Source organism: Collimonas silvisoli, from assembly GCF_018305005.1.
GTDB lineage: Bacteria > Pseudomonadota > Gammaproteobacteria > Burkholderiales > Burkholderiaceae_D > Collimonas > Collimonas silvisoli.
Map to the genome: position 1 here is coordinate 1 of NZ_JAGQEG010000081.1, position 26,523 is coordinate 26,523.

23 protein-coding genes are annotated in these 26,523 nt (G+C 56.6%); 19 read left to right on the forward strand and 4 right to left on the reverse strand.

Annotated elements, in window-relative coordinates:
- Window positions 1-205 precede the first annotated feature (205 nt).
- Together KHU33_RS19375 and ppk1 are read right to left on the reverse strand one after the other, a co-directional pair.
- Window positions 206-664 carry a SixA phosphatase family protein gene (locus tag KHU33_RS19375; RefSeq protein WP_211465910.1) on the reverse strand — a complete coding sequence of 153 codons (459 nt, stop codon included), beginning with the start codon at window positions 662-664 and terminating at the stop codon, window positions 206-208.
- Window positions 665-677: 13 nt separating this feature from the next.
- Entirely contained in the window at window positions 678-2,822 is a 2,145-nt protein-coding gene (gene ppk1 / locus KHU33_RS19380) for a polyphosphate kinase 1 (protein WP_211465913.1), read from the reverse strand.
- A 346-nt stretch (window positions 2,823-3,168) separates the two neighbouring features.
- Here ppk1 and pstS point away from each other — a divergent pair, with 346 nt between their 5' ends.
- The 8 genes from pstS (at window position 3,169) to KHU33_RS19420 (ending at window position 11,118) form a co-directional block, all read left to right on the forward strand.
- The gene (pstS, locus tag KHU33_RS19385) at window positions 3,169-4,212 is read left to right on the forward strand and encodes a phosphate ABC transporter substrate-binding protein PstS (protein ID WP_211465917.1); all 1,044 of its coding nucleotides are present in this window, start codon (window positions 3,169-3,171) and stop codon (window positions 4,210-4,212) included.
- A gap of 241 nt (window positions 4,213-4,453) precedes the next feature.
- Entirely contained in the window at window positions 4,454-5,461 is a 1,008-nt protein-coding gene (pstC, locus tag KHU33_RS19390) for a phosphate ABC transporter permease subunit PstC (RefSeq protein WP_230414406.1), read from the forward strand.
- Complete coding sequence (gene pstA / locus KHU33_RS19395; RefSeq protein ID WP_211465920.1) at window positions 5,458-6,351, forward strand: phosphate ABC transporter permease PstA; 894 nt, start codon at window positions 5,458-5,460, stop codon at window positions 6,349-6,351. The genes pstC and pstA overlap by 4 nt, the downstream gene beginning before the upstream one ends.
- A gap of 36 nt (window positions 6,352-6,387) precedes the next feature.
- Window positions 6,388-7,188, forward strand: coding sequence for a phosphate ABC transporter ATP-binding protein PstB (gene pstB / locus KHU33_RS19400; RefSeq protein ID WP_211465922.1), 801 nt, complete (start codon window positions 6,388-6,390; stop codon window positions 7,186-7,188).
- Window positions 7,189-7,247: 59 nt separating this feature from the next.
- Complete coding sequence (gene phoU, locus KHU33_RS19405) at window positions 7,248-7,952, forward strand: phosphate signaling complex protein PhoU (RefSeq protein WP_211465924.1); 705 nt, start codon at window positions 7,248-7,250, stop codon at window positions 7,950-7,952.
- Window positions 7,953-7,969: 17 nt separating this feature from the next.
- Entirely contained in the window at window positions 7,970-8,659 is a 690-nt protein-coding gene (locus tag KHU33_RS19410) for a winged helix-turn-helix domain-containing protein (RefSeq protein WP_014006488.1), read from the forward strand.
- A gap of 87 nt (window positions 8,660-8,746) precedes the next feature.
- Complete coding sequence (gene phoR / locus KHU33_RS19415) at window positions 8,747-10,051, forward strand: phosphate regulon sensor histidine kinase PhoR (protein ID WP_211465926.1); 1,305 nt, start codon at window positions 8,747-8,749, stop codon at window positions 10,049-10,051.
- Window positions 10,052-10,188: 137 nt separating this feature from the next.
- Window positions 10,189-11,118, forward strand: coding sequence for a patatin-like phospholipase family protein (locus tag KHU33_RS19420; protein WP_211465928.1), 930 nt, complete (start codon window positions 10,189-10,191; stop codon window positions 11,116-11,118).
- A 117-nt stretch (window positions 11,119-11,235) separates the two neighbouring features.
- Here the strand turns inward: KHU33_RS19420 and KHU33_RS19425 are convergent, their stop codons facing one another.
- Window positions 11,236-11,802 (reverse strand): C40 family peptidase, encoded by a 567-nt coding sequence (locus KHU33_RS19425; RefSeq protein ID WP_211465930.1) that lies wholly within the window; start codon window positions 11,800-11,802, stop codon window positions 11,236-11,238.
- A gap of 271 nt (window positions 11,803-12,073) precedes the next feature.
- Between KHU33_RS19425 and KHU33_RS19430 the strand changes: the two genes are divergently transcribed.
- From KHU33_RS19430 to KHU33_RS19450, 5 genes are all read left to right on the forward strand, one after another.
- Window positions 12,074-12,481, forward strand: a complete 408-nt coding sequence (locus KHU33_RS19430) for a GlcG/HbpS family heme-binding protein (protein WP_211465932.1) — start codon at window positions 12,074-12,076, stop codon at window positions 12,479-12,481.
- 441 nt (window positions 12,482-12,922) lie between these two features.
- Window positions 12,923-14,101 carry a glutamine-hydrolyzing carbamoyl-phosphate synthase small subunit gene (carA, locus tag KHU33_RS19435; protein WP_211465934.1) on the forward strand — a complete coding sequence of 393 codons (1,179 nt, stop codon included), beginning with the start codon at window positions 12,923-12,925 and terminating at the stop codon, window positions 14,099-14,101.
- A complete protein-coding gene (gene carB, locus KHU33_RS19440; protein WP_211465936.1) occupies window positions 14,094-17,315 on the forward strand; it encodes a carbamoyl-phosphate synthase large subunit in 3,222 nt (1,073 codons plus the stop codon). Before carA ends, carB begins: the two co-directional genes overlap by 8 nt.
- Before the next feature lie 203 nt (window positions 17,316-17,518).
- Window positions 17,519-17,995, forward strand: coding sequence for a transcription elongation factor GreA (greA, locus tag KHU33_RS19445; protein WP_211465938.1), 477 nt, complete (start codon window positions 17,519-17,521; stop codon window positions 17,993-17,995).
- Between the two features lie 47 nt (window positions 17,996-18,042).
- Entirely contained in the window at window positions 18,043-18,504 is a 462-nt protein-coding gene (locus tag KHU33_RS19450; protein ID WP_211465939.1) for a DUF4149 domain-containing protein, read from the forward strand.
- A 130-nt stretch (window positions 18,505-18,634) separates the two neighbouring features.
- Here KHU33_RS19450 and KHU33_RS19455 read toward each other — a convergent pair whose 3' ends face one another.
- On the reverse strand, window positions 18,635-19,105 hold the full coding sequence (locus KHU33_RS19455; protein WP_211465942.1) for a YhbY family RNA-binding protein: 471 nt from the start codon (window positions 19,103-19,105) through the stop codon (window positions 18,635-18,637).
- A 31-nt stretch (window positions 19,106-19,136) separates the two neighbouring features.
- Between KHU33_RS19455 and KHU33_RS19460 the strand changes: the two genes are divergently transcribed.
- The 6 genes from KHU33_RS19460 to phoR (KHU33_RS19485) all read left to right on the forward strand — a co-directional run bounded on the left by KHU33_RS19460 (window position 19,137) and on the right by phoR (KHU33_RS19485) (window position 26,189).
- The gene (locus KHU33_RS19460; RefSeq protein WP_211465944.1) at window positions 19,137-19,781 is read left to right on the forward strand and encodes an RlmE family RNA methyltransferase; all 645 of its coding nucleotides are present in this window, start codon (window positions 19,137-19,139) and stop codon (window positions 19,779-19,781) included.
- Between the two features lie 136 nt (window positions 19,782-19,917).
- Window positions 19,918-21,804 carry an ATP-dependent zinc metalloprotease FtsH gene (gene ftsH / locus KHU33_RS19465; protein WP_329956088.1) on the forward strand — a complete coding sequence of 629 codons (1,887 nt, stop codon included), beginning with the start codon at window positions 19,918-19,920 and terminating at the stop codon, window positions 21,802-21,804.
- Window positions 21,805-21,912: 108 nt separating this feature from the next.
- Window positions 21,913-22,758 carry a dihydropteroate synthase gene (folP, locus tag KHU33_RS19470; RefSeq protein WP_211465946.1) on the forward strand — a complete coding sequence of 282 codons (846 nt, stop codon included), beginning with the start codon at window positions 21,913-21,915 and terminating at the stop codon, window positions 22,756-22,758.
- 45 nt (window positions 22,759-22,803) lie between these two features.
- Window positions 22,804-24,141, forward strand: coding sequence for a phosphoglucosamine mutase (gene glmM / locus KHU33_RS19475; protein WP_211465948.1), 1,338 nt, complete (start codon window positions 22,804-22,806; stop codon window positions 24,139-24,141).
- Window positions 24,142-24,174: 33 nt separating this feature from the next.
- Window positions 24,175-24,873 carry a winged helix-turn-helix domain-containing protein gene (locus tag KHU33_RS19480; RefSeq protein ID WP_211465950.1) on the forward strand — a complete coding sequence of 233 codons (699 nt, stop codon included), beginning with the start codon at window positions 24,175-24,177 and terminating at the stop codon, window positions 24,871-24,873.
- Complete coding sequence (phoR, locus tag KHU33_RS19485) at window positions 24,870-26,189, forward strand: phosphate regulon sensor histidine kinase PhoR (protein ID WP_211465952.1); 1,320 nt, start codon at window positions 24,870-24,872, stop codon at window positions 26,187-26,189. Before KHU33_RS19480 ends, phoR (KHU33_RS19485) begins: the two co-directional genes overlap by 4 nt.
- Window positions 26,190-26,523 lie beyond the last annotated feature (334 nt).

Genomic DNA, 26,523 nt, shown 5'->3' on the forward strand with positions numbered 1-26,523 from the left:
CGTTAGCCACGTTTGGCAGGGTAGGTAAAGGCTGGCAGCGCCTTGATGGTTTCTTTTGTGGCGTCCGGCAGCGTGATTTTGCCGCCATCTTCCTTGATCTGATTTCACGATTGTCGTCGTGTCGGAATATAAGAAATGCCTGGTTTTGTCTTGTTTTGACTATTATTGAATTTTAATCTTGCAGCGGCGCGCAACCGGCAAGCCTTTATTTGGCGATCAAGTCCGGCGACATGATCGCCTTCAGGTAATTGGTCGTGATATCGCCGCGTTCGCGCTGGGCAATCCACCAGACATTGCCTTTTTTGATCGACCAATCCAGCTTCTGGCCCGCTATCAGCAATGCTGCGGCCTGGCCCAGTGTCGGCTGATGGCCGATGATCAGCACCGGTTCGCGGTTGTTGGGCCAGTTGGCCACCGCCAGCAATTGCTCGGCGCTGCAATCGGGAGCAAGCTCGGGATGGGTCTTGAATTTGCGGCCGAGCGCTTCCGCCGTCTGCACCGTGCGGGTGGCCGGGCTGCTGATGATCTTGCAGCCATGCGGCAGGTTGTGGTCTAGCCAGTCAGCCATTTTCCAGGCTTGCTTATGGCCCTTGCCGGTCAGGGCGCGGCCCTGGTCCGGTTCGCCGATTTCTGCCTCCGCGTGCCGCCATAGAATTAATTCCATGATTTACCCTTACTCATTTATTTGAGGAGTGCGTGGGGGAAAGCGCGCCTAAAGCCAGCATCAAATGCCGTTGCGCACCGTATTGCTTTTGTCTCCGATGAGGCTTGTTTTTATGCCAGTTGCCGTCAGACCCGAGGTTCCAAGCATTGGTATTATCTTTCAGGTAGGGAGTGAGGCCTTCGTTGATGACTCTTCTCTTGAGCGATTTGTCTTGTACCGGGAAGGCTACTTCGACCCGCCGGAACAGGTTGCGGTTCATCCAGTCGGCGCTGGCCAGATAGACATCGTGCTGCAGATTGTTGCGGAAATAATAGATGCGGCTATGTTCCAGGAAGCGGCCGATGATGGAGCGCACATGAATGTTCTCGGACAGGCCGGGAACGCCGGGCCTGAGAGCGCAAGCGCCGCGCACGATCAATTCGATCTTGACGCCGTCGGCAGAAGCGTCGTACAGAGCGCGGATGACGGATTCGTCCAGCAGCGCGTTCATCTTGGCGACGATGCGCGCCGGCCGGCCTTTGCGGGCGATCTCGGCTTCATTGTGGATGGCCCGGATGATTTCCTTTTGCAACAGGAACGGCGCCAGCCACAGATAATCCATTTTCTTGGGCTTGGTCAAGCTGGTCAGATGCATGAAGACTTCGTTGACCTCGGTGGCCAGTTTCTGGTTCGAGGTGAGCAGGCCAAAGTCGGTGTAGAGCTTGGTGGTGGAGGGGTGGTAGTTGCCGGTGCCGAGATGGGCGTAATAGCGCAGCTCGCCGTTGCCGTCCTTGTCGCGCTCACGGCGGATCACCAGCGACAGCTTGGCATGGGTTTTGAGGCCGACGACGCCATAGACCACTTGTGCGCCGGCGCGCTCCAGCTTGTCGGCCCAGTTGATATTGGCTTCTTCATCAAAGCGCGCCATCAGTTCCACGATCACCGTCACTTCTTTACCGCGTTGCGCGGCGACAATCAGTGCTTCCATCAGGTCGGAGTTCATGCCGGTGCGATAGATGGTTTGCTTGATCGCTACCACGTCGTTGTCAAACGCAGCAGAGCGGACAAAATCGACCACCGGCTGGAACGACTGGAAGGGGTGATGCAGCAGCACATCTTTCTGTTTCAACTGCTCGAAAATATCGCTGGCGTTGTCCAACTGCAGCTGCGCCGGCAAGCCGGGCGCAAATGACGGAAAGCGCAAGCCGGGATCGCTGATCTGATCGATCATTTCCGACAAGCGCACCATATTGACTGGCCCATCGACTGTGTACAGGCGGTTGGGGGCGATGGCGAACTGGTCGAGCAGAAACTGGGCCAGGTGCGGCGGGCAGCTGCGCGCCACTTCCAGCCTGACCGCAACCCCGAACTGGCGGCTTTGCAACTCGCTTTGCAGCGCCTGGCGCAAGTTCTTGACTTCTTCTTCATCAACCCACAGATCGCTGTTGCGGGTGACCCGGAATTGCGAATAAGCCAATATCTGGCGGCCGGAAAAAAGATCGCCGATATGGGCATGGATAATCGACGACAGCAGGCAGAACGAGCTGCCGTTCGGCGACAGCGCATCAGGCAGCTTGATCACACGAGGCAATACGCGTGGCGCCTTGATGATGGCGATCGAGGTGCTGCGCCCGAACGCATCCTTGCCGGTCATTTCGACAATGAAATTGAGGCTCTTGTTGACTACTTGGGGGAAGGGGTGGGCCGGATCCAGCCCTATAGGGGTCAACAGGGGGCGGATTTCCTGATCGAAGAAGGTTTTTACCCAGGCCCGCTGTTCTTCGCTGCGGTCGCTATGCCGTAGCAGATGAATGCCGTTGGCTGCCAGCTGCGGCAAAATGGTCTGGTTCAGGATGGCGTACTGGCGATCGACGATCTGATGGCACTCTACGCTGGTGCGCTCAAGCGCTGCGACCAGTGCCGGCGGCTCTACCCCGTCAATTTGACTATTTGCCAGCAAACTGGCGATGCGCACTTCAAAAAATTCGTCAAGGTTATTGCTCACGATGCATAAATATCGCAATCGCTCCAGTAGCGGGATGTGCCGGTCCTCGGCCTGGGCCATGACGCGCCGGTTGAAGGCCAGTTGCGATAATTCGCGATTCAGATAGCTTGGATTGGGGCCTAATCTGGCGCTGGGGTGTTTGGTGTCATCGTCCGACTTGGTTTTCTTATCCATGAATCAAGCAGCTGGTCTGATGGGTTGGGCGGAGTGTATGTAGTGAATATGACAGCTTGATGAAGAAAATGGAAGTGTTGCACGTCATTCAATATCCTCATACTGCGCCGTTGGGCGGATTGCTGGGAAAACGGTCCGCCGCAATAGCGCCTTGGTTCATTGATTTATTAATAATTCAACCGTCATTCTCATTCATTCTTTCCTCGTCATAAAGCTGTCATAAATGTTGGTTAGAGTTCGCCCTGTCTTAGGGGCTGTTGTGAAATTAGCCTTTTTGCCCAAAGGTGAATTCCACAACAGTCTCGACTTGGGCACACCACATCTATAGTCAACAAGGGAGTAATAAATGCGATTGAATCACTTCGTTAAGGCCGCCGTTCTTGCAATGGGTTCGACATTGGCGGTTTCTTCAGTCATGGCAGCGGAAATCACCGGCGCCGGCGCTTCTTTTCCTTATCCGATCTATTCGAAATGGGCTGAAGCCTACAAAACAGCAACCGGCAACAGCCTGAACTACCAATCGATCGGCTCCGGCGGCGGCATCAAGCAAATCAAAGCCAAAACCGTGGATTTCGGCGCGTCCGACATGCCCTTGAAAGCTGAAGACTTGAACGCCGATAACCTGGCGCAGTTCCCTGCAATCATGGGTGGCGTGGTGCCGGTCGTGAATCTGGACGGTGTTGCCCCAGGCCAGGTCAAATTGACCGGTCCGGTGCTGGCCGATATCTATCTGGGCAAGATCACCAAGTGGAATGCAGCTGAAATCACTGCGCTCAATCCAGGCGTGAAATTGCCGGCTGACGACATCACCGTGGTGTATCGCGCTGATGGTTCGGGCACTTCATTTGTCTTCACCAGCTATTTGTCGAAGACTAGCCCGGCGTTCAAGAGCGGCGTCGGCGCAGGCACTGCCGTCAAGTGGCCGGTCGGTGTCGGCGGCAAGGGTAACGAAGGCGTTGCTGCCAACGTCCAGAAGATCAAGGGTTCGATCGGCTATGTCGAGTATGCTTACGCCAAGAAAAACAAGCTGCAACATACTCAGCTGAAAAATCGCGACGGTGGTTTTGTGCAACCGGACGACGAAACTTTCAAGGCAGCTGCAGCTGGCGCCGACTGGGCTAAAACTCCAGGTTTCGCAGTGGATTTCACCGACGCCGCCGGCAAGACCAGCTGGCCTATCACCAGCGCTTCTTTCATCCTGATCCACAAAACCCAGGCTGATGCAGCCAAGGGCAAGGAAGTGCTGAAGTTCTTTGATTGGGCCTACAAGAACGGCGGCGCCTCTGCTACCGAACTGGACTATGTCGCGATTCCTGCATCGGTGGTGAAGCTGGTGGAAGAGTCGTGGAAATCCCAGATCAAGGATAACGCTGGTAAAGCCGTCTGGTAATTGTCGTAACTTGATGCGGACTTGACAGGTTCAGGTCCGCATAGCGAGTATTAACCGTTGTAGCGTTATAGATATGCATGGCGGCAGTTGCTCGGGAATAGCGAGAACTGCCTGCCTGGTTGAATGACCAAGTCTCCACGCGAAATATCTCCAGATCAAGCCCGGCCGGCAGTTGAAAACTTCGCCGCCGCATCTTATTCTTCATCGGATATCGCTACTCATGAGTGCAAATATTCCTGTCATGGCACAATCGATCTCACCCCAGGCAATCGGCGCTGAAGAGGCGGGTTTATCGCATCAGAGCCTTCTCGCCGCGATGCGTAAGCAACGCATCCAGGATTTCCTGTTTCACAAAGTCACGCTGCTGTTTTCGCTGATCGTGCTGCTGGTCTTGCTCGGCATTATCGTTTGCCTGGCGATCGGCGCCTGGCCGGTATTCCGCGAGTTTGGGCTATCCTTCATTACCACCGTCGAGTGGGACCCGGTCAACGACCATTACGGCGCCATGATCGCCATCGTCGGCACCCTGGTGACCTCGTTCATCGCGCTGGTGATCGCGTTTCCGGTGAGTTTCGGGATTGCCTTGTTCCTGACTGAGATCTGCCCGCCAAAATTGCGCCGCCCGCTGGGTACTGCGGTGGAGTTGCTGGCCGGCGTACCAAGTATTATTTACGGGATGTGGGGGCTGTTTGTCTTTGCACCGCTGTTTGCCGAATACGGCCAGCCGTTCCTGTCCGCCACGCTTGGCCACCTGCCGCTGATCGGCGCCCTGTTCAACGGCCCTAAAATGGGTATAGGTTTGCTGACTGCCGGTCTGATTCTGGCGGTGATGATTATTCCGTTTATTTCCTCCGTCATGCGCGACGTGTTTGAAGTTGTCCCTGCGGTGCTGAAAGAGTCTGCTTACGGCTTGGGTTGCACCCGTTGGGAAGTGGTGCGCAAGGTGGTGCTGCCGTATGCTAAAACCGGCGTTGTCGGCGGCGTCATGCTGGGCCTCGGACGCGCTTTGGGCGAGACCATGGCGGTGACTTTCGTGATCGGCAACGCGCAGCGGCTGTCCTGGTCGCTATTCGCCTCCGGCAACAGTATCGCGTCGACGCTGGCCAATGAAATCGCCGAGGCTTCCAGCACACTGCACGTATCCGCCTTGTTCGCACTGGGCCTGATCCTGTTCGTGATTACCTTTATCGTCTTGTCGATCGCCAAAATCATGTTGATGGGCATGTCCCGCAAGGAAGGCGCCAAATGAATAATTCTTCGCAAATCGAAACGGATATCCTGGCCAGCCCGCTGACTAACCAGGTCTATCGCAAACGTCTGCTGATGCATCGTTTCGGCATGCTGCTGTCTTTCCTGGCGATGGCCTTGGGTTTGATGGTGCTGGCATGGATCCTGGCTACCTTGGTGATCAAGGGCTTTGGCGCGTTGAATCTCGGCATCCTGATGCAAAACACGCCAGCCCCTGGCTCCGGCGCCGGCGGTCTGTTGAATCCGATTATCGGCAGCCTGATGCTGGTGGGCCTGGCGACCGTGATCAGCACCCCGGTCGGCATCCTGGCCGGTATCTATCTGGCTGAGTATGGCGAGGAAAGCAAGCTGGCGCAGGTGACGCGGTTTGTCACCGACATCATGCTGTCGGCGCCATCGATTGTGATCGGCTTGTTTGTCTACGCCATCTACGTAGCCAAGGTTGGCCATTTCTCCGGTTGGGCCGGTACCTTTGCCCTGTCCCTGATTGCAGTGCCGGTGGTGGTGCGGACTACCGACAATATGTTGAAACTGGTGCCAGGCAACCTGCGCGAAGCGGCGTTTGCCCTGGGTGCGCCGCGTTGGAAAGTTGCCTTGCTGGTGCGTCTGCGTGCGGTCAAGGCCGGCGTGGTCACTGGCGTATTGCTGGCGGTGGCGCGGATTGCCGGGGAAACCGCGCCCTTGTTGTTCACCGCCTTGAATAACCAGTTTTTCAGCACCAATATGAACAAGCCGATTGCGAATCTGCCGGTGGTTATCAGCCAGTTTGCGATGAGTCCGTTTGATAACTGGGTGCCGTTGGCGTGGGGCGGAGCGTTGTTGATTACTTTCAGTGTGCTGGCTTTGAATATCGTATCGCGTTCATTGTTCAGTCAAAAAATTCCAGGCTAAGTCGGCCCTCTTGTCTTCACTTAGATTGTCAATATTATGCAAACCTCGACCAAATTGAATCATTTCAGTGAGCAGCAGACCAAGCAGCCGACCATAGAAATCTCGCAGCTGAATTTCTTCTACGGCAATTTCCAGGGCTTGAAGAATATCAATCTGCATGTCAATGAAAAGAAAGTGACTGCATTTATCGGCCCGTCGGGTTGCGGTAAATCGACCTTGCTGCGCACCCTGAACCGGATGTACGACCTGTACCCAGGCCAGCGCGCAGAAGGCAAGATCATGTATGCCGGCCGCAATATCCTGGAAGCTGGGCAAGATTTGAACATGCTGCGCGCCAAGGTTGGCATGGTGTTCCAGAAGCCGACGCCGTTTCCGATGTCGATCTACGACAACATCGCTTTTGGCATCCGTCTGTACGAAAACCTGCCTAAGGGCGAGATGGACGAGCGCGTCGAATGGGCCTTGTCGAAGGCGGCCTTGTGGGGCGAAGTCAAGGACAAGCTGAACAAGAGCGGGCTGAGCCTGTCCGGCGGGCAGCAACAGCGTCTGTGCATAGCGCGCAGCGTGGCGGTGCGCCCCGATGTCTTGCTGCTGGATGAGCCGACCTCAGCGCTGGATCCGATTTCAACCGCAAAGGTGGAAGAATTGATCAGCGAACTGAAGCAGGATTACACCATCGCCATCGTCACCCACAATATGCAACAGGCGGCGCGCTGCTCCGATTACACCGCCTATATGTATCTGGGCGAGCTGGTGGAATTCGGCGAGACCGATCAGATTTTCATGAATCCGGCGCGCAAGGAAACGCAGGATTACATCACCGGCCGTTTTGGTTGACCGCGAAGCGACTCAAATAGTTAACCTGACATGAATCGCAAAGAACAGAAGGAAATAGGATGAGCGGCGAACACTCTTCGAAACAATACGACACCGATCTGGAAACCATACGTTCCAAAGTGTTGCTCATGGGCGGGCTGGTCGAGCGCCAGTTCCAGGAAGCGATCAACGTTTTCCGCAACGGCAACCTGGAAGCGGCGGAACGAGTCATCAAGGATGACGATCAGGTGAACCGCCTGGAAGTCGAGCTGGATGACGCCTGCAGCCACTTGATCGTGCGCCGCCAGCCGACCGCCAACGATTTGCGCACCGTGATGGCGACCATCAAGGTGATTACCGATCTGGAGCGAATCGGCGACGAAGCAGCAAAAATCGCGCGCACTGCGATCCATCTGCACAAGCGCGGCACCGGCACTATCGATCACATCGAAACGGTGCGCGTTATCGCCGTCGGCGCGGCTGACCTGCTGCACGATGCGCTGGATGCGCTGGCGCGGCTGGACGAGAAGCAAGCCACAAGGCTGATTGCGCAGGACGAGGTGATCGATCGCGACTTCCGCTCGATCATGCGTAACCTGATTACTTTCATGATGGAAGATCCGCGCACGATTTCGGCGTCCATGGATACCTTGTGGGTGGCCAAGGCGGTCGAGCGCATCGGCGATCACGCAAAAAACATTGCCGAGTACGTGATCTACATCGTCGAGGGCAAGGATATCCGTCATACCGATTACGCCGCCAGCCAGCTCGATGACGACATCTGACCTGATGCTGATAAAAAATGGCTGCCGATAAAACATCCATCCTGATCATCGAAGATGAGCCGGCGATTGCCGAGCTGATCGGTTTCACCATCAAGGAAGCCGGCTGGACGCCGTCGATCGTGCATACCGCGGCAGACGGCTGGGAATTCGTCCAGCGCCGCACGCCGCACCTGGTGCTGCTGGATTGGATGCTGCCGGACCAGAGCGGTTTGCGCCTGCTGTCGCAAATGCGCGCCGATCGTCAGTTGCAATCCATGCTGATCATGATGCTGACTGCGAAAAGCATGGAAGAGGACAAGATCTCCGGTCTCGACAATGGCGCCGACGATTACATGACCAAGCCGTTTTCGCCGCGTGAACTGACTTCGCGGGTCAAAGCCTTGTTGCGGCGCAAGGGCGCCGATGAAGTGCCCGGCATGATGTCGGCCGGCGCGGTCTCGCTCGACCCCGCCAGTTGTTCGGTGTGCCTGGAAAACCAGAAAATCGATATCGGCCATGCTGAATATCGTTTGTTGAAATTCTTCATGGCCAATCCAGACCGGGTTTTCTCGCGCAGCCAATTGCTGGACAAGGTCTGGGGCGACCATGTGGTGATCGAAGAGCGTACCGTGGATGTCCACGTGCTGCGCTTGCGCAAGGCCCTGCGCGAGTCGGAACATCTGATTCGGACAGTGCGCAGCGTCGGTTATATGCTTTCGGCAAAATAGCGCAAAATATATGACTGGATGTCGAGCGCGAACCAGTCGCCCAGGTTCGCAGTCGTGAATGATGCCTCCCTCGCAAAATAGTGATTTATGAATCCACAGATGTTGTTCTGGATACCGGCATTGCTGCGGATCCTGCTGATTTTTGTCATCTCCGGCGTGATCTGGACCTTGTTTGGCGCCGTGCCCGGGTTGTCGCTGGGGTTGGCCTTGATGTCGGTTGCGGTGGTGGTGCAACTGCATTATCTGTTCCGCCTCAGCGGCTGGCTGGATAATCCGCGCAGCGAAAAGCTGCCGGACGGCTGGGGCGCCTGGACCGATATTTTTTCGCGCCTGTATCGTTTGCGGCGCGACGATGAAAAGCATCAGACCGAGCTGAGCGAATGGCTGGCGCGTTTTCGCCAGGCCATGCATTTATTGCCCGACGGCGTCGTCATCATGGATGACGTCCTGTTCCTGGAGTGGTGCAACCCGGCCGCCGAACGGCATCTCGGCCTGCAGCACGGGCGCGACAAGGGTATGCGGGTGACCAATCTGATCCGCACCCCGGATTTCATCGATTACATCATTCTGGGCCGTTACGATCAGCCGCTGACCTTGAGCTTGCGCGAGCGCAAACTGATCGTGCAAATCATTCCGTTTGAGAACCGGCGCCAGATCCTGGTGACCCACGACGCCACAGAATCCGAACGAATCGACATGATGCGGCGCGATTTCATCGCCAACGCCTCGCATGAATTACGCACGCCGCTGACCGTGATCAACGGTTTTCTGGAGATTGCGCAGGCACAGCCCGATCTCGACCAGAAAACCCGCGCCGCCCATTTGCAGCTGATGACGGAGCAGGGCCATCGCATGCAAAACCTGATCGGCGACATGCTGACGTTGACGCGGCTGGAATCGGTGGATTACCCCTTGCGCCCCGAACCGGTGGATATGCGAGCCATGTTGCACAACCTGTTACTGGAAGCGGAAGTCTTGTCGGCCGGAAAGCATAGTTTTTCTCTGGCGGTTGACGGGCCTGATATCAACGGCAGCAATGACGAGTTGCGCAGCGCTTTCAGTAACCTGATTTCCAACGCGGTGCGGTATACGCCGGCCGGCGGCAAGATCCAGATCATCTGGCAAAACGGCAAGGCCGGGCCGCAGCTGGTGGTCAAGGATTCCGGCATCGGCATCAGCGCCGAGCATATCTCGCGGCTGACCGAGCGTTTTTATCGCGTCGATAAAAGCCGTTCGCGGGAAACCCAGGGCACCGGCCTCGGGCTGGCGATCGTCAAGCACGTATTGCTGCGCCATCGCGGTACTTTGGGGGTCGAGTCCAAGCCTGGCGAGGGCAGCGTGTTCACGGTCAAATTACCGGCGACTTCAATCATTGCCGCAGCGAAAGACTGAGAGCCGCCGGAGCCGGTCGGAGTTCTCAACATCGGCTACAATTCTGCGGCGGCACCTTGTCGCCGGCCGCGTTCATTGTTGACGATTGACAATGAAAGCGCTTCTCCTTTGTCTTGCTAGGCTTTTCCCCCATTGTTATGTCCTTTTCCCTGTCTTTTTCTCGCCTGCGGTCTTGTTCTAGTCTTGTTTTATGCGTTTTGCTGGCCGCTTGCGGCGGCAACCCGCTTGCGCCGCCGGTGGCGGTGGTCCCTGCGGTAGTTCCGAAAGCGGCGCCCAAGCCGATCAAGATCGGCCTGGCGTTGGGCGGCGGCGCTGCCCGCGGTTTTGCCCATATCGGCGTGATCAAGGCGCTGGAGTCGCAGGGGATAGTGCCGGACATCGTGGTCGGCACCAGCGCCGGTAGTGTGGTCGGCGCACTGTATGCGGCCGGCAATAACGGCTTTGCGTTACAGAAGATCGCGCTGCAAATGGACGAGGCCGCTATCTCGGACTGGTCGGTGCCGTTTTTTGCCAAGGTCAGCGGCGTGCTGAAAGGCGAGGCAATCCAGAATTACGTCAACAAGACCATCCGCAACGTGCCGATTGAACAGTTGAAAATCCCGTTTGGCGCGGTTGCCACCGATTTGAATAGCGGTGCACCTATCCTGTTCCGGCGCGGCAACACCGGTGTCGCCGTGCGCGCTTCTTCGGCGGTGCCGGGAGTTTTCCAGTCGGTGAATGTCGGCGGCCATCTGTATGTCGATGGCGGCCTGGTGTCGCCGGTGCCGGTGCGGTTTGCCCACGAAATGGGGGCGGATTTCGTGATTGCCGTAAATATTTCCGCTTCGCCTGAGGCGCAAGCTGCGTCTAGCTCGGTCGATGTATTGCTGCAGACTTTTGCCATCATGGGCCAAAGCATCAACAACTATGAGTTGAAAGATGCGGATATTGTCATCCGTCCGCAGTTGGGGGCGATGAAGGGCAATGACTTCGCCGCACGCAATACCGCGATCCTGGCCGGTGAACAGGCGGCAATGGCGCAGATGGTGAGTATCAAGAAGAGATTGAAGGAGAAGCGCGAAGAGTAATGCAGCTCAAAGCGGATCTATCGTTAGCGATGCGACGTGCGGCTGGATTGGTTTTGCAGGAAAAAGCCCCTGGCAGTCTCGGACTGGCAGGGGCTTTCTATTTATTGGCGATGTCGGTTATTGATGGCTGCCGTCATCGGGTTCCGGATCATTGATACGGCGCGCACCGTTAAAGCGCGATTTCCAGTAAGCCAGATCCATGCTTTCGATGCGGACTTTGCCGCCGGCGGATGGCGAGTGGATGAATTTATTGTCACCCAGGTAAATGCCGACGTGAGAGAAGCTGCGGCGCAGGGTGTTATAGAACACCAGGTCGCCCGGCTTCAAATCCTGCTTGTCGATTTTTTCGCCGCTGCGGCTCAATTCGGCAGCCGTACGCGGAACGTTGACGCCCCACGCATCCTTGAAAACATAGCGCACCAGGCCGCTGCAATCCAGGCCGTTTTCCGGGTTGGTGCCGCCGTATTTGTAATGAATGCCTATCATGCCCATCGCGCTCACAGCCAGGTCCGACGCCCGGTCGGTAAATTGCTGGAGTTTGCTGCGGGTGCTGCTGGGTTGTGGCCGCATGTCGATATCGGTGATATCAGAAGCGCGGGCGGGGGTGCACAGCCATAAGCTGGCGATCAGGGCGCAGGCGAGCGCCAATGTCTGGAATAGGAGGAAGGCTTCTTTAATCGTCATCGTTATGGATGGGCTCTGGAACATTACGATCGCACGAATGTAAGTGAATAAGAAGTACCTGTCAAATCTGGCAGGCGCAAGGGAGAGACTATATCATGCCAATATGTTAATTAAAATAAGACGTATCCCAAATGTCGCGAGAGGGTCCTACATTTTTATTTCTATAAAGCAAGTATCGCGCCAGAAATAATCTGGCCGGAATGCAAGTGATGCAGGTGCCTATTGCGGGGCACTAAAGTACAATATTCCGTTATTTTCACAAGGAGCAAAAATGAAATCGAAACAAGTGCTAACACTCGATGATGTCAAGAAAATTGCTGCTGCGGCAGAGGCAGAGGCCCTGAAAAACCGCTGGGCAGTGACAATTTCAATCGTTGACGACGGCGGCCACCTGCTGTGGCTGCAGCGCATGGATGGCTGTGCGCCGATTTCGGCCAGCATTGCGCCAGCCAAGGCCAAGACTGCCGCATTGGGTCAGCGCGAATCGAAGATCTATGAAGATATGATCAACAATGGCCGTTTCTCCTTTATCACCGCGCCGAATCTGGAAGGTTTGCTGGAGGGCGGCGTACCTATCGTGGTCGGCGGCGATTATCTTGGTGCAGTCGGTGTTTCCGGCGTGAAATCGAGCGAGGATGTGCAAATTGCCAAAGCTGGTATTGCAGCCCTGGGCGCCTGAACTGGATTCCAAGAAATGCGGTTAGTTGGCTGCGCTGGCCGGCAACCGTGTTTTTCAGGCGGGTAGTGAAGCCGGCTTGTCGGTCCGCGATGCCGAACTGACAAGCTGACCAATATTGTTCGCAGTGCGGGGCGCAATATTGGCGGTGATTGCACTGTTTGTCAGTATTGTTGTCAATTGCATCATCGCCGCATATTTTTCCTGATTATTTATACAAAAACCCTCGGCTTTGGCGTCCGATCAGATTGCCGGGCAGGTCGTTGTCGGCTATAATTGCAGGGTTTAGCCCAATTTACTCCGCCGTAGCGCATACCACCTTCCATCTCGTCCCCAAAGGACTAAAAGCAGACCATGTAAAGTCGCCAAATCGTCACTGTTTTGGGGTTTCATAGCGGTCGTTTGGCGCAGCGCAGCGGCGGTAACAACATCAGGAGTTACCCCTTGCAGCCATTTTTTTCTGGCCTCACCGTACCGGCCATCCTCGCGCTAGCAGATGGGACGATTTTCCAAGGTATTTCAATTGGCGCTGCTGGTCATACGACTGGCGAAGTCGTATTCAATACCGCCATGACCGGCTATCAGGAAATCCTCACCGATCCAAGCTATTGCCGTCAGATCGTCACCCTCACTTACCCGCATATCGGCAATACCGGCGTCAATGAAGAAGATATCGAATCTTCGAAAATCCAGGCTGCCGGCCTCATCATCCGCGACCTGCCGCGTCTGGTCTCGAATTTCCGCTCCACCAAAGCCCTGGACACCTACCTGCAAGAATCCAATATCGTTGCCATCGCCGGCATCGATACGCGCAAGCTGACGCGCATCTTGCGCGAAAAGGGCGCGCAGGGCGGCGCCATTGTCGCCGGTGAAAAGGATATCGCTGCGGCTACCGCCAAGGCGCTGGAACTGGCGCGCGGTTTCCCCGGCCTGGCCGGCATGGACCTGGCCAAGGTGGTTTCCACTGCCAAAGCTTACAGCTGGAGCGAAACCGAATGGCGTCTCGGCCGCGGCTACGACCAGCAGATCACGCCTAAGTATCATGTGGTGGCGTTTGACTACGGCGTCAAATTCAACATCTTGCGCATGCTGGCGCAGCGCGGTTGCAAGATCACCGTGCTGCCGGCGCAAGCTTCGGCTGCCGATGCGCTGGCGCTCAATCCGGACGGTATTTTCCTGTCCAACGGTCCGGGCGATCCGGAGCCCTGCGATTACGCGATTGCCGCCGTCAAGGAATTGATCGAGCGCGCGATTCCGACTTTCGGCATCTGCCTCGGCCACCAGATCATGGCGCTGGCCTCCGGCGCCAAGACGCTGAAGATGAAGTTCGGCCACCATGGCGCCAACCATCCGGTGCAAGACCTGGATAGCAAGCAAGTGCTGATCACTTCGCAAAACCACGGTTTTGCAGTGGACGGCGCAACCCTGCCAGCCAATTGCCGCGTGACGCACGTTTCCTTGTTCGACGGTTCGCTGCAGGGTTTTGCCCGCACCGACAAGCCGGCATTCTGCTTCCAAGGCCACCCGGAAGCATCGCCTGGCCCGCATGACATTGCCCCCTTGTTCGATCGTTTTATTCAATTGATGAATCAAACGATGTTGGAGAAAAATAAAAATGCCTAAGCGTAGTGATATAAAAAATATTCTGATCATCGGCGCTGGCCCGATCATCATCGGTCAGGCTTGCGAGTTCGACTACTCCGGCGCACAGGCCTGCAAGGCGCTGCGCGAAGAGGGCTACAAAGTCATCCTGGTCAACAGCAATCCGGCCACCATCATGACCGATCCGGAAATGGCCGATGTCACCTACATCGAGCCGATTACCTGGCAAGCGGTGGAACGCATCATCGCCAAGGAAAAGCCGGACGCGATCCTGCCGACCATGGGCGGCCAGACCGCGCTCAATTGCGCGCTGGATTTGCATCATCACGGCATCTTGACCAAGTACAACGTCGAATTGATCGGCGCTTCGCCGGAAGCCATCGACAAGGCTGAAGACCGCTCCAAGTTCAAGGCGGCGATGACCAAGATCGGCCTCGGCTCGGCGCGTTCCGGCGTGGCCCACACCATGGATGAATCCTGGGGCGTGCAGAAGGAACTCGGCTTCCCGGTCATCATCCGGCCATCGTTCACCATGGGCGGCACCGGTGGCGGCATTGCTTACAACGCTGAAGAATTCGAAACCATCTGCAAGCGCGGCCTGGAAGCATCGCCGACCAAGGAGCTGCTGATCGAGGAATCGCTGATCGGCTGGAAAGAGTACGAGATGGAAGTGGTGCGCGACAAGGCGGACAACTGCATCATCGTCTGCTCGATCGAAAATCTGGATCCGATGGGTGTTCACACCGGCGACTCGATCACCGTGGCTCCGGCGCAGACCTTGACCGACAAGGAATACCAGATCATGCGTAACGCCTCGCTGGCGGTACTGCGCGAGATCGGTGTCGATACCGGCGGCTCCAACGTGCAGTTCTCGGTCAATCCGGCCGATGGCCGCATGATCGTGATCGAAATGAATCCTCGTGTATCGCGTTCTTCCGCGCTGGCTTCCAAGGCTACCGGTTTCCCGATCGCCAAGATCGCGGCGAAACTGGCGGTGGGCTTTACGCTGGACGAGTTGCGCAATGAAATTACCGGCGGCGCCACGCCAGCATCGTTCGAGCCTTCGATCGATTACGTGGTCACCAAGATTCCGCGTTTTGCGTTTGAAAAATTTCCGACCGCCGACGACCACCTGACGACTCAGATGAAATCGGTGGGCGAGGTGATGGCGATCGGCCGCACCTTCCAGGAATCGTTCCAGAAAGCCTTGCGCGGCCTCGAAGTCGGCGTCGACGGCATGAACGAAAAGACCCAGGACCGCGAAGTCATCGAAGAAGAATTGGGCGAGCCGGGACCGGACCGCATCTGGTATGTGGGCGATGCTTTCGCTCAAGGCTTCACGCTGGAAGAAGTGCATCAGCTGACCCGCATCGATCCGTGGTTCCTGTCGCAGATCAAGGAAATCGTCGATATCGAATTGTGGCTGGAAAAGACCCAGACGCTGGAAGGGCTCGATCGCGATACGCTGTTCCGCCTGAAGCAAAAGGGCTTTGGCGATCGTCGCCTGGCCAAGTTGCTGAAGACTACCGATACCGCGCTGCGCCTCAAGCGCCTGGCCCTGAATATCCGTCCGGTCTACAAGCGGGTGGATACTTGCGCCGGCGAATTTTCGACCAAGACCGCCTACATGTACTCGACCTACGAGGAAGAGTGCGAATCGAAGCCGACCGACAAGAAGAAGATCATGGTGCTGGGCGGCGGTCCTAACCGTATCGGCCAGGGTATCGAATTCGACTATTGCTGCGTCCATGCGGCGCTGGCGATGCGTGAAGACGGCTACGAGACCATCATGGTCAACTGCAATCCGGAAACCGTATCGACCGATTACGACACTTCCGATCGCCTGTATTTCGAACCGGTGACCCTGGAAGACGTGCTGGAAATCGTCGACAAGGAAAAGCCGTATGGCGTGATCGTGCAATACGGCGGTCAGACGCCGTTGAAGCTGGCGCTCGACCTGGAAGCCAACGGCGTGCCTATCGTCGGCACCTCGCCGGACATGATCGACGCCGCTGAAGACCGCGAGCGTTTCCAGAAATTGCTGCACGATCTGAATTTGCGCCAGCCACCTAACCGTACCGCCCGCACCGAAGAAGACGCCTTGCGTCTGGCGCAGGAAATCGGCTACCCGCTGGTGGTGCGTCCATCGTATGTGCTGGGCGGCCGGGCCATGGAAATCGTCCACGAGCAGCGCGATCTGGAGCGCTACATGCGCGAAGCGGTCAAGGTCTCGCACGATTCGCCGGTGTTGCTGGATCGCTTCCTGAACGATGCGATCGAAGTCGACGTTGACTGCCTGTCCGATGGCGAGCGCACCTTTATCGGCGGCGTGATGGAACATATCGAGCAGGCCGGCGTGCACTCGGGCGATTCGGCTTGTTCCTTGCCGCCTTATTCGCTGGGGCAAGAAACCATCGCCGAGATCAAACGGCAGACTGCACTGATGGCCAAGGGGCTGAACGTGGTTGGTTTGATGAACGTGCAGTTTGCGATTCAGCAAATCGACGGCAAGGACGTCGTGTTTGTGCTGGAAGTCAACCCGCGCGCCTCGCGCACCGTGCCATTCGTCTCCAAGGCAACCGGTCTGCAACTGGCCAAGATCGCCGCCCGCTGCATGGTCGGCCAGTCGCTCGACAGCCAGGGCATCAAGGAAGAAGTGGTGCCGAAGTATTTCAGCGTCAAGGAAGCGGTGTTCCCCTTCGTCAAATTCCCGGGCGTCGACACCATTCTCGGACCGGAAATGAAATCCACCGGCGAAGTGATGGGCGTCGGCAAAACTTTCGGTGAAGCCTTCGTCAAGTCGCAACTCGGCGCCGGCATCAAACTGCCGAAGTCGGGCAAGGTGTTCCTCAGCGTCAAGGGCAGTGACAAGCCGCGCGCGGTGCAGGTGGCCAAGGATCTGGTTGCTATCGGCTTCTCGGTGGTGGCGACCAAGGGCACGGCGGCGGCGATCAGCGCTGCCGGGATTCCGGTGGAAACCGTCAACAAGGTGGTTGAAGGGCGTCCGCATGTGGTCGACATGATCAAGAACAATGAGATTTCATTGGTGATCAACACGGTCGAAGAAAAGCGCAGCGCGATTGTCGACTCGCGGGCGATCCGCATCTCGGCCCTGGCGGCGCGCGCCACGACCTATACCACGATTGCCGGTGCAGAGGCGGCGGTCGAGGGCATGCGTCATCTGGATGAGTTGCATGTCTATGATTTACAAGGCTTGCATAAAACCTTACACTAAGGCCAGATCAGGATGCGCCTAGGCACATCCTGAATCGCTTCCGGGCTGCATTGCTGTCTGGAAGCCGCCGAAACGTACAATTTAGCTACAGAAGTTCCTGCGGAGGTCATAAGCGCACCCTTTTTCGGTACGTTTTTGACCTCCGTGACCTTTTATTGCGTGCGTGATAAACCCCCATTTAATATTTGTTGAATACCATCCCTATGAGCTCAGTACCTCTTACTAAACATGGCGCACAATTGTTGAAAGATGAATTACATCATTTGAAAACCAAAGAGCGTCAAGCCGTCATCAAGGCCATCGCAGAAGCACGCGCACATGGCGATCTTTCGGAAAACGCGGATTATGATGCGGCGAAAGAGCGGCAAGGTTTTGTCGAAGGTCGGATTGCCGACCTGGAGGGGAAGCTGGGAGCCGCGCAGGTTATTGATCCGGCAACCCTGGATGCGGATGGGCGCGTGGTGTTTGCCTCTACGGTCGATCTGGAAGACCTGGAATCGGGCGACAAGGTAACTTATCAAATCGTCGGTACCGATGAAGCCGACATCAAGCTGTCCAAGGTTTCCGTGACTTCGCCGATCGCGCGCGCGATGATCGGCAAGACTGCCGGCGATGTGGTTGGCGTGCAAGCGCCATCCGGTATCCGTGAATATGAAATTTGGGAAGTCCGCTACATCTAAGCGGCCGGGGCGCATGGGGTAGTTTGATCGGAAAACCGGGAGTGGCAATGCTCGTAGTAAGACTCAGATTGTTAATCGCCACCCTGTGGGTGGGTAGTCTATGGACGGTTGGTTATCTAGTCGCACCGGCTCTGTTTGCCACCTTGCCTGATCGCGTGCTGGCCGGCACCATCGCCGGCAGCCTGTTCCGGATCGAGGCATGGCTGGCGGTAGCCTGCGGGATTGCCCTTGCCATGTTGTTCAGCTATAGAACCCGTGACGATGCGGCGCCGTTGCGCAAGTCCCTGCTGCGGTTGACGCTAGGTATGCTGGCTTGCACCTTGATCGGTTATTTCTGCATCCAGCCGTTCATGGCCGCCTTGCGCGAAGCGGCTGCGGTTAGCGGCGGCGTAATGGGTGCGGGCGCCAAGACGCAGTTAGGCATTCTGCACGGCGTCGCCAGTGGCATTTATCTGATTCAGAGTTTGCTGGGAGTCGGGCTGATTTTGCGCTTGCGCAGTTTGCGCTAGAGGCAAACTGCAGTGAGGGCTTGTCGCAGGGGAGGGCACTGCCGGATCCGGCTGGATCTTGGTGCCGCCGCAAAAAAATGCGGCCCCCTTGCCTGTTGCTGTGTTGTTGTGGTTGCCGAAGCGGCAGCCATTAACGGCCTAGAGCTGACTTCTTGCTGCTTTTCTGACGCGGTTTGGCGCGCTTGATATTGCCGCCCTGGGTCACGCGTTCATTGCCTTTTACCATGACCTTGGTCACCGATGGCCGCTTGGTGCCGCTAGGGCTTGGTTTGACGATGGTTACTTCACGCATGCCCTTGCCGCGGGTTTCGCTGCGTTCTTTTGCGGCATCTTTTTGCGGGCGATACAGGACCAGCAATTTGCCGATGTGCTGTACCGGCGCTGCACCGAGTTTTTCGCAAATGGTTTCGTAGATGGCAATCCGTGCTTCGCGATCATCACCGAATACACGCACTTTAATCAGTCCATGAGCGTTCAGGCTGGCATCGATCTCTTTCATCAGGGACGGTTTTAAGCCATCTTCGCTGATCATGACCACCGGATCCAGTCCGTGGGCTTGGGAACGGAGCTCGCTACGCTCGGCGGATGTAAGTTTCAACATAAAAATTCCTTAAAAACGGTATTCTACGCGAATGGCAAAGAAGAAATTAAACAAAAACTGGCTGCACGACCACATTAACGATCCTTACGTGAAGCTGGCGCAGAAAGAAGGCTATCGGGCGCGGGCCGCTTACAAGCTGAAAGAAATCGACGAAATGGACAAGCTGATCAAGCCTGGCCAGATTATTGTCGACCTTGGATCAACTCCGGGCAGCTGGTCGCAATATGCACGCAACAAACTGGCAGGGCAGGATGGCGGGGGCATCCACGGCATGATCATCGGCCTGGATATCTTGCCGATGGAGCCGATTGCCGATGTCCATTTCATCCAGGGCGATTTCCGTGAAGCGGACAGCTTGCGCCAGCTGGAGCGCTTGCTGGATGGGCGCAAGGTGGATCTGGTATTGTCTGACATGGCCCCGAATCTGTCCGGCATCGCCATCTCCGATGCGGCGCGGGTTGAGGAAATTATCGATTTGGCAATTGAATTTGCGCAGCAGCATATGAAGCCCACCGGCGCGCTGTTGGCAAAATGCTTTAACGGCACCGGCTACAATGAAGTGCTGATGAAATTCCGCCAGGAATTCAAAACCGTAGCGTCCAGGAAGCCGAAAGCCAGCCGCGACAAGTCTTCAGAAATCTTCTTGCTTGGAAAGATATTGAAGAATCCACGGTAATTCACAAATTTTCCTTGATTTATCATGGGTGCGGCCGCATATCCATCCTAGCAAGCCGTACCTATTCCGAGTAAAATCTAAGGAATACCTCGAAGCAGTACCTATGTCAGGCGCGCAGCGCGTCCAAGGAGTTCTAGTGAACAACATGTTTTCAAAAGCCGCCATCTGGGTGGTCATCGCCCTGGTGCTTTTCACCGTATTCAAGCAGTTCGATGGGCGAGGACTGGCTAGCGGCGCAGGGCCGATCGCCTATTCCGACCTCATCAGTGAAATACGGTCCGGCCATATCACCGATGCGACGATTGAAGACCGCAGCATTGTTGCCACTACTTCTGACGGCAAGAAGGTCAAGACTGCCATTACGTCGCTGGACCGCGGCCTGATCGGCGATCTGGTCAACAACAATGTCAAATTCGACATCAAGCAACCGGAAGAACCATCGTTCCTGCAACAAATCTTCATCTCGTGGTTCCCGATGATTCTGTTGCTCGGGGTCTGGATTTTCTTCATGCGGCAAATGCAGGGCGGAGGCAAGGGCGGGGCGTTCTCGTTCGGCAAGTCGAAGGCGCGCATGCTGGATGAAAACAGCAATTCGGTGACTTTTGCCGACGTTGCCGGTTGCGATGAAGCGAAGGAAGAAGTTTCCGAGATGGTCGACTTCCTGCGCGACCCGACCAAGTTCCAGAAGCTGGGCGGCCGTATTCCCCATGGCGTGTTGATGGTAGGTCCTCCAGGTACCGGTAAAACCTTGCTGGCGCGCGCAATTGCAGGCGAAGCCAAAGTACCGTTTTTCACCATTTCCGGTTCCGATTTTGTTGAAATGTTTGTCGGTGTCGGCGCATCGCGGGTACGCGATATGTTCGAAAACGCCAAAAAGCACGCTCCTTGCATCATCTTCATCGATGAAATCGATGCAGTCGGCCGCCATCGCGGCGCCGGCATGGGCGGCGGCAATGACGAACGCGAACAAACGCTGAACCAGATGCTGGTTGAGATGGACGGTTTTGAAGCCAATTCCGGCGTGATCGTGATCGCAGCCACCAACCGTTCCGACGTACTGGACAAAGCCTTGCTGCGTCCGGGCCGGTTTGACCGCCAGGTGGTGGTCGGCTTGCCGGATATCCGCGGCCGCGAACAGATTTTGAATGTGCACATGCGCAAGGTGCCGATTTCCACCGACGTCAAGGCCGACATCCTGGCGCGCGGTACGCCTGGCTTCTCAGGCGCCGACCTGGCCAATCTGGTCAATGAGGCTGCCTTGTTCGCCGCTCGCCGCTCCAAGCGTCTGGTCGAGATGCAGGATTTCGAGGATGCCAAGGACAAGATCGTCATGGGCCCTGAACGCAAATCGGCAGTGATGCGCGAGGAAGAGCGCCGCAATACCGCGTATCACGAGTCCGGCCATGCGGTGGTGGCAAAGCTGCTGCCGAAAGCCGATCCGGTGCATAAGGTCACCATCATGCCGCGTGGTTTCGCACTTGGCTTGACCTGGCAATTGCCGGAGCATGACCGCGTCAATATGTACAAGGACAAGATGCTGGAAGAGATCGCCATCCTGTTCGGCGGCCGTATTTCAGAAGAGATTTTCATGCACCAGATGTCGACCGGCGCTTCGAACGACTTCGAGCGCGCCACCAAGCTGGCACGGGCGATGGTTACGCGCTATGGCATGTCCGAGACCCTGGGCACCATGGTCTATGAAGATACCGAGCAGGATGCGTATTTCGGCCGTATGTCGGCCAAGACCGTGTCGGAAGCGACCCAGCAAAAAGTCGATGCCGAGATCCGCAGCATTCTCGACCAGCAATATGCCTTGTCGCGCCGTCTGTTAGAGGAAAACAAGGAAAAGGTTGAAGCGATGACCAAGGCCCTGCTGGATTGGGAAACCATCGACGCCGATCAGATCAACGACATCATGGAAGGCCTGGAGCCACGCCTGCCGAAAGCCGGCAGCTCAGTCCGGAAAGCGCCTAGCGATAGTTCGTCCGGCGGTGTTTCGCCGAATGCTACGGCGCCGGCCTGATCGGGTCAGCTGGCCCTAGCGCAGCTTGTGAAATTTTCAGCAAGGGTGAGGAGCGATCCTCGCCCTTTTTGTTTGTCTTCGCGTTTTCGAGATTTACTCCAACTCTCTATGCAACCCTATTTTCAATGCGGCCGCTACCGGCTGCCGGTCAACACGCCGCAGGCGCGGCCTTTGGTGATGGGGATACTCAACATCACTCCCGATTCGTTTTCCGATGGCGGACAATTCCAGTCGCTCGAATTTGCCTTGTCGCATGCGGAGCAGATGATCGCCGATGGCGTCGATATCATCGACATCGGCGGCGAATCCAGTCGGCCCGGCAGTCCGGCGCTGTCGCTGGAAGAAGAGCTGGACCGGGTCATGCCCGCCATTTACGCCTTGCGCGATTGCGGCAAGCCGCTCTCGATTGATACTTATAAGCCGGCTGTGATGCGCGAAGCGCTAGCCGCCGGCGTCGACCTGATCAATGACATCAACGGCTTGCGCGCGCCTAGCGCTTTGGAGGCGGTGCGCGACAGCGATTGCGGCTTGTGTGTCATGCACATGCAGGCAGATCCGCAAACCATGCAAATCAAGCCCGAATACCAGGATGTGGTGGCCGAAGTCACTGCCTTTTTACTGGAGCGGGTAAGTGCGCTGGAGCAGGCCGGGATAGCCCGAAATCGCATCAGCATCGATCCAGGTTTTGGCTTTGGCAAGACCTTGGCGCATAATGTTGCCTTGTTGCAAAGCATGGGAGATATGCAAAGCGCTCTGGATTTGCCTTTGCTGGCGGGAATGTCCCGTAAAACCATGCTGGGAGAGCTGACCGGCAAGCCGGTGGAGCGGCGCCTCGCAGGTAGCCTGGCAGCGGCTTTGGCCGCGGTTTCCCAGGGAGCCAAGATAATCCGGGTGCATGATGTCGCCGAGACGGTAGACGCGCTCAAGGTGTGGCAGGCGGCGCAGCGGATATAAGCAGCAATGCGGTTGTAATTGAAATGAATATGAATGAAGGCTGAGATGACAAGAAAATATTTTGGTACCGATGGTGTGCGCGGTCGTGTCGGCGTGGCGCCGATCACACCGGATTTTGTGATGAAACTGGGCTATGCCGCCGGCAAGGTGCTGGCGCAGGCGAAGTCAGGCACTGGCAGGTCCACCGTATTGATAGGCAAAGATACCCGGGTTTCCGGCTATATGCTGGAAGCGGCGCTGGAGGCGGGTTTTGCCGCGGCCGGAGTTGACGTGATGCTGGCCGGCCCGATGCCTACGCCGGCGATCGCCTACCTGACGCGGGCTTTGCGCTTGTCGGCCGGGGTGGTGATTTCAGCATCGCATAATCCCTATGAAGATAACGGCATCAAATTCTTTTCGGCGCAGGGTAATAAATTGCCGGATGCGGTGGAAACCGCGATCGAGGCGGCCTTGGAATTACCGATGGAGTGTGTCGCCTCCGATAAGCTGGGCAAGGCAAGACGCCTGGATGACGCGCCCGGACGTTACATCGAGTTTTGCAAAAGCACTTTCCCCAGCGAGCTTGACTTGCGCGGGCTGACCATCGTGGTCGACAGCGCCCATGGCGCCGCCTATCATATTGCGCCGTACGTATTCCATGAGCTGGGCGCCGAAGTCATCTCTATCGGTAACCAGCCGAACGGTTTCAATATCAACGCCGGCTTTGGCGCCACCGCGCCGGATGCGCTGTCGCTGGCAGTGCGCTCCAATCGGGCAGATATCGGGATTGCATTGGACGGCGACGCCGACCGCCTGCTGATGGTGGACGCCAGCGGCCGCATCTATAATGGCGACGAGCTGCTGTACGTGATGGTCAAGGACCGCATGAAGATCGGGCCGGTAAAAGGCGCGGTTGGCACCCTGATGACGAATATGGCGCTGGAAGTGGCGTTCCGCCAAATGGGCGTCGAGTTTGCGCGCGCCAAGGTTGGTGATCGCTACGTGCTGGAGGTGATGAAAGAGCGCGGCTGGATCCTGGGTGGCGAAGGTTCAGGCCATCTGCTCTGCCTGGATAAGCATACTACCGGCGACGGTATCGTCTCTGCCTTGCAAGTCCTGTCGGCATTGAAGCGCGATGGTGAAACCCTGGCGCAGCTGACTGCCGATATCGCGCTGTATCCGCAAACCTTGATCAATATAACGGTGGGCGCGGGTTTCGATTGGCAGAAAAATCCGGCGATGGTGGCGGAGAAAGAAGCGGTTGAACGCGAGCTGGGCGACAACGGCCGTGTGTTGATCCGGGCTTCCGGCACCGAGCCGCTGATCCGTGTCATGGTCGAGGCCAAGAATGCCGATCTGGCGCAAGCGCTGGCGCGCCGGATTGCCGATAAAGTGACTTCCTGATTATCGACTTCTACTGAATAGAGCTAACTCCCGATGTCGAAATATCAAACCCACATTTTGATTGTCGAAGATGAGCCCGGCATCGCTGAGCTATTGAGATTTACGCTCGATGACGCCGGGTTTTCCTGCGAGATTGCGTATAGCGCCAGCGAGGCGCGGCAAGCGATCGTCAGTGTGTTGCCCAAGGCCGTGCTGCTGGACTGGATGCTGCCCGATACTTCAGGCCTGGCGTTGCTGCAGGAGTGGCGCAGCCAGCCGCGCAGCGCTACCTTGCCGGTCATCATGCTGACGGCCAAGGGGATGGACGAGGACAAGGTCCGCGGGCTCAATGCCGGCGCCGACGACTATGTCACCAAACCATTTTCGCCGAAGGAACTGATTGCACGGATTCAAGCGCTGTTACGGCGCAAGATACCGGAGCTCGGACAAAGCCTGCTCAGCCACGGCTTGATTCAGATCGATACCGATCGCTATCAGGTCACCGTCGATAGCCGGGAAATCGAACTGGATCAAGCCGAATTCAAATTGCTGCGCTTCCTGGTGGCGCATCCGGACCGGATTTTTTCGCGCGCGCAATTATTGGATAAAGTCTGGGGCGATCATACTTTCATCGAAGAACGCACGGTCGATGTCCACATCATGCGCCTGCGTAAATCGCTTGGCCTCGCCGCCGATTACGTCAAGACGGTGCGCGGCGTCGGCTATAAACTCAACGCCGAGCCGGCAGCGTGACAAGACCAGTAGCGAGCACCCGCAGCGCACGCAAATTCTGGGTGCCGGCGTTGCTCTGGTGTGGTTTGCTATCGCTGGTTGCGGTGGCGATCGCTGTCATTGCCGGCGCCATCGTCGGCCTGTTGTTCTTTAGTTTGTCGTTGGCAGGCTTGTTGTTTCTGCAGATGTGGTCGCTGTATCAAATCGAGCTCTGGATGGATGCGCCGGTTGGCGGCCGGCGACCGCATACCTGGGGCTTATGGGCGCATGCATTTTCCGCACTGGAAGACATCCGGCTGGAAGACGAACGCTCGCGTACTGAGATGGCAGAATGGCTGGCGCGTTTCCGGCAAGCCATGAGCTTGCTGCCGGACGGCGTGGTGATCGTCGACGGCGTGATGCATCTGGAATGGTGCAATCCCGCTGCGCAAGCGCATCTGGGCCTGGATCTGAAGCGGGACGAGGGGCGTTTGCTGACCAACCTGATACGTTCTCCCGATTTCGTCGACTACATGCTGCTAGGCCGCTTCGAGCAACCGCTGCCCTTCATGCATCACGACAGGAAAATTCTGGTGCAGCTGATTTCATTCGAGAGCCGGCGCCAGATTCTGGTCACCCACGATGTCACGCAAAGCGAAAAAATGGATACCATGCGGCGCGATTTCATCGCCAATGCGTCGCATGAGCTACGCACCCCGCTGACAGTGATCAACGGTTTTCTTGAGCATGCGTTGAGCAGCGAGATGAGCGAGCAGACCCGGCAGCGCCAACTGCATCTGATGGCAGAGCAGGGGCAGCGTATGCAAAGGCTGGTGGCCGACATGCTGACCCTGACCAGGCTGGAATCTCTGATGCAGCCGCCGTCCAGCGACACGGTGCGCATCAAGCCGCTGCTGAGCCGCATAGTGGAGGAGGTCAGAGCGCTTTCCGGCGGCAAGCACAGCATCACTTTGCAGGCCCAGGAAATCGACCTGAAGGGCAATCACGACGAGCTGGAAAGTGCGTTTGCCAATCTGCTCTCGAACGCCGTCCGGTATACCCCCGACGGCGGTCGTATCGATGTCAGCTGGCGCATGGAAAACGACCATGCAAGCTTGACCGTGGTTGACGATGGCATCGGCATCGCAGCCGAGCATCTGAGCCGGCTTACCGAGCGTTTCTACCGGGTCGATAAAACCCGCTCACGCGCCACGCAAGGAACCGGCCTCGGTCTGGCGATTGTGAAACATGTTTTGCTGCGTCATCGCGGCCATCTTGAAATTACTTCCGAACTTGGCAAAGGCAGTCGTTTTAAAGCGAGTTTTCAGCGCGCGCAATTAACGTTGCGACAGGACTGATTGAATTTATAAATTTCATAAATAATTCTGACGCGGCGATTTGCATTGCGTCTCAACGATTTTTCTCGCAGGTTTGCTGATGTTTTAAGCAGACGAAAAATAAGAGTAAAATTTTTATAGAAACATGCGATTTTCTCTCGCATATTTTTCTAAATTCTGGTCTAATCCGTCTCTCAAGTTTTTCAGCAGATAAGCTTTTGGCGGTACCGTTATTGGGTTGGTTTTTGCAGCAAAATTTCAAAATTTTCCTGTATAAAAATTTGACAAAAATCGGAATACTGTTTATTATCTTGCTTCTCGGAGTGTAGCGCAGCCCGGTAGCGCACCTGGTTTG